This is a genomic window from Janibacter sp. CFPM2_SD2 (assembly GCF_057364645.1).
Window position 1 is genome coordinate 1 of the sequence record NZ_JBNFOF010000240.1, and the last position, 4,150, is coordinate 4,150.

The following is a 4,150-nucleotide window of genomic DNA, read 5'->3' on the forward strand; positions in this document are numbered from 1 at the left end:
CCGCGGGCGTGGCGTCGGCCTGCTCGACGGCGGGGGGCGGCCTGGGCGGGGATGGCGATCGCGGCGACGAGGCCACCGGAGGCGGCGAGGACGGCCGAGCCCTTGGCCAGCGGGGTGCCGGTCTGGCTGATGACGGTGCCGATCTCGGCGAGGGGGTTGTAACGCTCAGGAGCGCGGTGGCGCCCGACGGAGTGAGACACGATGAATACCTCTGTCCCGCCTGCGAGGTCAGCTGTCGGGTTCGGGCGAGAGGTGCGGCCCGGTCCCGCGGCTCCGGACCGACCTAGCGGTCCGCGTGCCGTGGGACTTCACCCCGAGGAGCATCCGCGATGCCCCAATGAGTGGGTCCCCCGCTCCTGCCATGCGGTGAAGTGCAGCAGCCGTCGGTGCGGTGGCAGGACAAGGCGTCCGCGAGACGGATCCGCCCAGGGGAGGCGGACTCAGGAACCGTACCCGCTGATCACGAAAATGTCACACCGCGGTCACGGACTGCGCTCAGGAGGCGGACGCCGGCTCGACGAAGACGTGCATGGCGACGTCGCGCGGCAGCGAGACGGCGTCGCTGGCGGCGCCGTCTCGGGCGACGACCACCCGGTCCTCCTCGGGGGTGACGAGCACGATCTCGCCGGGGCGCAGCCGCGCCTCGGTGAGCAGCTCGAGCGCCTCGTGGTCGACCTGCGCGGGCTCGCCGATGCGGCGCACCCGGAAGGTCCCGGTCAGGCCCTCGTCGACGATGTCGGTCAGGCTGCTCAGGCCCTCGAGGTAGTCGTCGGCGGGCGCCTCGTCACCACCGGCGAGCAGCTCCTCGAGGCCGGGGATCGGCGTGCCGTAGGGCGACTCGCGGTGCTCGGGCAGCATGGCGAGGATCTTGCGCTCGACCCGCTCGCTCATGACGTGCTCCCAGCGGCAGGCCTCGTCGTGGACGTGCTCCCACTCCAGCCCGATGACGTCGGCGAGCAGTCGCTCGGCGAGCCGGTGCTTGCGCATCACCCGGGTCGCGAGCAGACGACCCTCGTCGGAGAGCACGAGGCGCCGGTCGTCGCCGAGGCTGACCAGCCCGTCCCGCTCCATGCGCGCGATCGTCTGCGAGACCGTCGGGCCGGAGTGGCCCAGCCGCTCGGCGATGCGGGCCCGCATGGGAGGGATGTCCTCCTCCTCGAGCTCGAAGATCGTGCGGAGGTACATCTCCGTGGTGTCGATGAGATCCTTCACGGCACCATCATGCCTTGCCCGCGCGAGCGCGGTCCGCCCGCGATACCCACACGCTCGTCCACGCCAGCCCGGTGAGGCCGGCGACCCCGAGGACGACCGCGGCGGCCGGCAGCGAGACGAGGGCGGTGACGGCGCTCAGCCCGAGCGATCCGCCGGCGTGGCCCACCTCGCCCATGAGCCGCCAGGCGCCGAGGAACTGCGCCCGGTCGCGGGTCGGTGCCGCGTCCGCCCCGAGCGTCATGACGATGCCGGACCCCAGTCCGTTGCCCAGGGACATCACGAGGGCCACGGCGAGCAGCTCCCCCTTCGTCCCCGCGAGGGGCAGGGCGAGGAAGGCGGCGGAGACCACCGACAGCAGCACCGCGACGACCCAGACCCGGCCCAGCCGGTCCATGACCCAGCCGCCCGGGTAGACGAGGAGCAGCTCGGCGACGCCGGCCGCGGCGAAGATCTGCGAGGAGTCGACGCCGTCGAGGCCGATGTGCACGGCCCACAGCGGCAGGATCACCAGACGCGACTGCCGCAGGGCCGAGATGACGGTGACGCCGATGCCCTGCGTGAGCAGCAGCCGCGCGTGCCGCCGGATGACGGCGAAGACCCCCGCGTGGTGGTCCTCGGCCCGGGCCCGCTCATGGTCACCGGTGAGGTCGGGCGCGGTGAGCACGGTGACCACGGAGCCGACGGCGAGGACGACGGCCACCCCATAGGCCCCCTGCAGGCCGAAGGGGGCGATCGCCACCGAGCCGACGACCGGCCCGAGGAGCAGCCCCGCGCGCATCGCACCGCCGAGCAGGGACATGCCGCGGGCGAGCAGGTGCTGCGGCAGGACGTCGATCATGTAGCCCTGCCGGGCGAGGAAGAAGGCCGAGGAGGCCAGCCCGGAGACGAGGAGGGCGAGCGCCATGAGCCACAGCGAGGGGGCCCACCCGGCGACGGCGAGCGCGACGATGTCGAGCAGGCCGGCGCGCACGAGGGTGGCCCGCTCGCCGATGCGGGCGACGAGGGCGCCGGCGGGCAGCACCCCCGACGAGCTGCCCGATGCCCGTGAGCGAGACGACGAAGGCGCCAGGCCCCAGGCTCGCGCCGAGCTCGTCGGCCCCGCCAGGGCCGCGATCGGGACGACGGCTCCGCTCGCGGCGGCGGACAGGAAGGTGGGCCCGAAGGCGGGTACGGCGATGCGCCTCCAGCCGAAGGCCTCGCTCGTACTCATCCCCCTCATCCTCTCCCGGGGCACCGTCGCTAGGTTGGGGTGGTGCACACCACAGCCGAGACGACGACCGTGGCCCCGCTGCACGTCGGCCCGCCGGGGACCGGCAACGGCGGCTGGGTCTGCGGTCTGCTCACCGAACGACTCGACGACCTCGTCCCCGCTGAGGGGGACCTGACGGCGGCGACGGTACGCCTGAGCGCCCCCACCCCGCTCGGGCGTCCACTGCGGTGGGAGGTCGACGGCACCGTCGCCGACGGCCCCGACCTCGCGGTGCACCTCCTCGACGGCGAGACCCTGCTCGGCACGGCCCGTCGCACGACCGCCCCCGGCCTGGCAGTCCCCGCACCGGTCTCCCTCGAGGCGGCCAGGGCCGCGGCCGCCGAGTTCGACGCGAGCGGGCACCCCTACCCCGGCTGCTACGTCTGCGGGCCGGAGGCCGAAGGGGGTCTGCGCGTCTTCGCGGCGCCGGTCGCCGGCCGCGAGACGTCCTCGCCGCGCCGGTGACGATCACCGACGAGGGGCTGCCTCCCGTGCTCGCCGTGCTCGACTGCCCGGGCGCCTTCGCCGTCGGCTTCGCCGACGGCCCGCTCCTGCTCGGCACCCTCACCTCGACGGTGGCCGCCGACGTCCCTCGTGGGCGCGAGCTCGTCGTCATCGCGTGGGAGACCGGTCGCGAGGGCCGCAAGCGCCACACCGGCACCGCCCTGCTCGACGGCGAGCGCGTCCTCGCGAGCGCCGCCGCCACCTGGATCGCCCCCGCACCACGACAGGAGTCCTCATGACCCGCCCCCTCGCCGTCGTCACCGGAGCCAGCGGGGGGATCGGCGCGGCCACCGCGCGGGCCCTGGCTGCCGCCGGCCACGAGGTCGTCTGCGCGGCCCGCAGCACCGAGGCGATCACCGCGCTCGCGGCCGAGCTCGACGGCCGGGCGGTCACCTGCGACGTCACGGACCCGGACTCCGTCGCGGCCCTTGCGGCCGAGGTCGGCGACCGCCTCGACGTGCTCGTCAACAACGCTGGCGGCGCCTACGGCCTCGACCCCGTCGCCACGGGTGACGTCGAGGACTGGCGGGCGATGTACGAGGTCAACGTCATCGGCACCCTGCGCATGGTGCAGGCCCTGCTCCCTTCGCTCGTCGCGGGTGAGGGGATCATCGTCAACGTCGGCTCGACGGCGGGGCGCACCTCCTACGAGGGCGGCGCCGGCTACACCGCGGCCAAGCACGCGCTCGCGACGATGACCGAGACGATGCGCCTCGAGCTCGTCGACCAGCCGGTGCGCGTCACCGAGATCGCGCCGGGCATGGTGCACACCGAGGGCTTCTCGCTCACCCGCTTCAAGGGCGACCAGGAGCGGGCGGACAGGGTCTACGCGGGCGTCGCCGAGCCGCTCGTCGCCGAGGACATCGCCGACGCCATCACGTGGATGGCCACCCGGCCGCGCCACGTCAACGTCGACCTCATGGTCGTCAAGCCCCGCGCGCAGGCTGCCGCGCACAAGGTCCACCGGGAGAGCTGACATGACCGACCTGCCCACGCCCACCACGCCCGAGGCCGTCTTCACCTATGCCGCACCGCGGCTGAAGTTCGGCCCCGGCGCCGTCCGCGAGATCGGCCACGACGTCGCCGGGCTCGGCGGCCGTCACGTCCTCGTCGTCACCGACCCCGGCCTCGCCGCGACCGGCCACCCCGAGCGGTCGCCGAGGCCCTGCGGGGCCGCCGGCCTGA

At 74.4% G+C, this 4,150-nt stretch carries 5 protein-coding genes, 2 pseudogenes and 1 riboswitch; of the genes and pseudogenes, 4 read left to right on the top strand and 3 right to left on the bottom strand.

Going from position 1 to position 4,150, the window contains the following annotated elements; genetic code table 11:
* The 3 genes and pseudogenes from AC2W7J_RS16360 to AC2W7J_RS16370 all read right to left on the bottom strand — a co-directional run.
* Window positions 1-200, bottom strand: a pseudogene (locus AC2W7J_RS16360) (hypothetical protein); the annotation flags it as partial.
* Window positions 201-202: 2 nt separating this feature from the next.
* Window positions 203-379: riboswitch (cyclic di-AMP (ydaO/yuaA leader) on the bottom strand.
* 116 nt (window positions 380-495) lie between these two features.
* On the bottom strand, window positions 496-1,212 hold the full coding sequence (locus AC2W7J_RS16365) for an iron-dependent transcriptional repressor DtxR (RefSeq protein ID WP_255185208.1): 717 nt from the start codon (window positions 1,210-1,212) through the stop codon (window positions 496-498).
* 7 nt (window positions 1,213-1,219) lie between these two features.
* On the bottom strand, window positions 1,220-2,422 hold the full coding sequence (locus AC2W7J_RS16370) for an MFS transporter (RefSeq protein ID WP_485983697.1): 1,203 nt from the start codon (window positions 2,420-2,422) through the stop codon (window positions 1,220-1,222).
* A gap of 42 nt (window positions 2,423-2,464) precedes the next feature.
* On the opposite strand from AC2W7J_RS16370, the gene AC2W7J_RS16375 reads away from it, so the two are divergent.
* From AC2W7J_RS16375 to AC2W7J_RS16390, 4 genes and pseudogenes are all read left to right on the top strand, one after another.
* Window positions 2,465-2,926 (top strand): hypothetical protein, encoded by a 462-nt coding sequence (locus AC2W7J_RS16375; protein ID WP_485983699.1) that lies wholly within the window; start codon window positions 2,465-2,467, stop codon window positions 2,924-2,926.
* Entirely contained in the window at window positions 2,923-3,204 is a 282-nt protein-coding gene (locus tag AC2W7J_RS16380) for a hypothetical protein (protein WP_485983701.1), read from the top strand. The genes AC2W7J_RS16375 and AC2W7J_RS16380 overlap by 4 nt, the downstream gene beginning before the upstream one ends.
* Window positions 3,201-3,941 (top strand): SDR family NAD(P)-dependent oxidoreductase, encoded by a 741-nt coding sequence (locus AC2W7J_RS16385; RefSeq protein WP_485983703.1) that lies wholly within the window; start codon window positions 3,201-3,203, stop codon window positions 3,939-3,941. The genes AC2W7J_RS16380 and AC2W7J_RS16385 overlap by 4 nt, the downstream gene beginning before the upstream one ends.
* Window position 3,942: 1 nt before the next feature.
* Window positions 3,943-4,150: pseudogene (locus AC2W7J_RS16390) on the top strand (hypothetical protein); the annotation flags it as partial.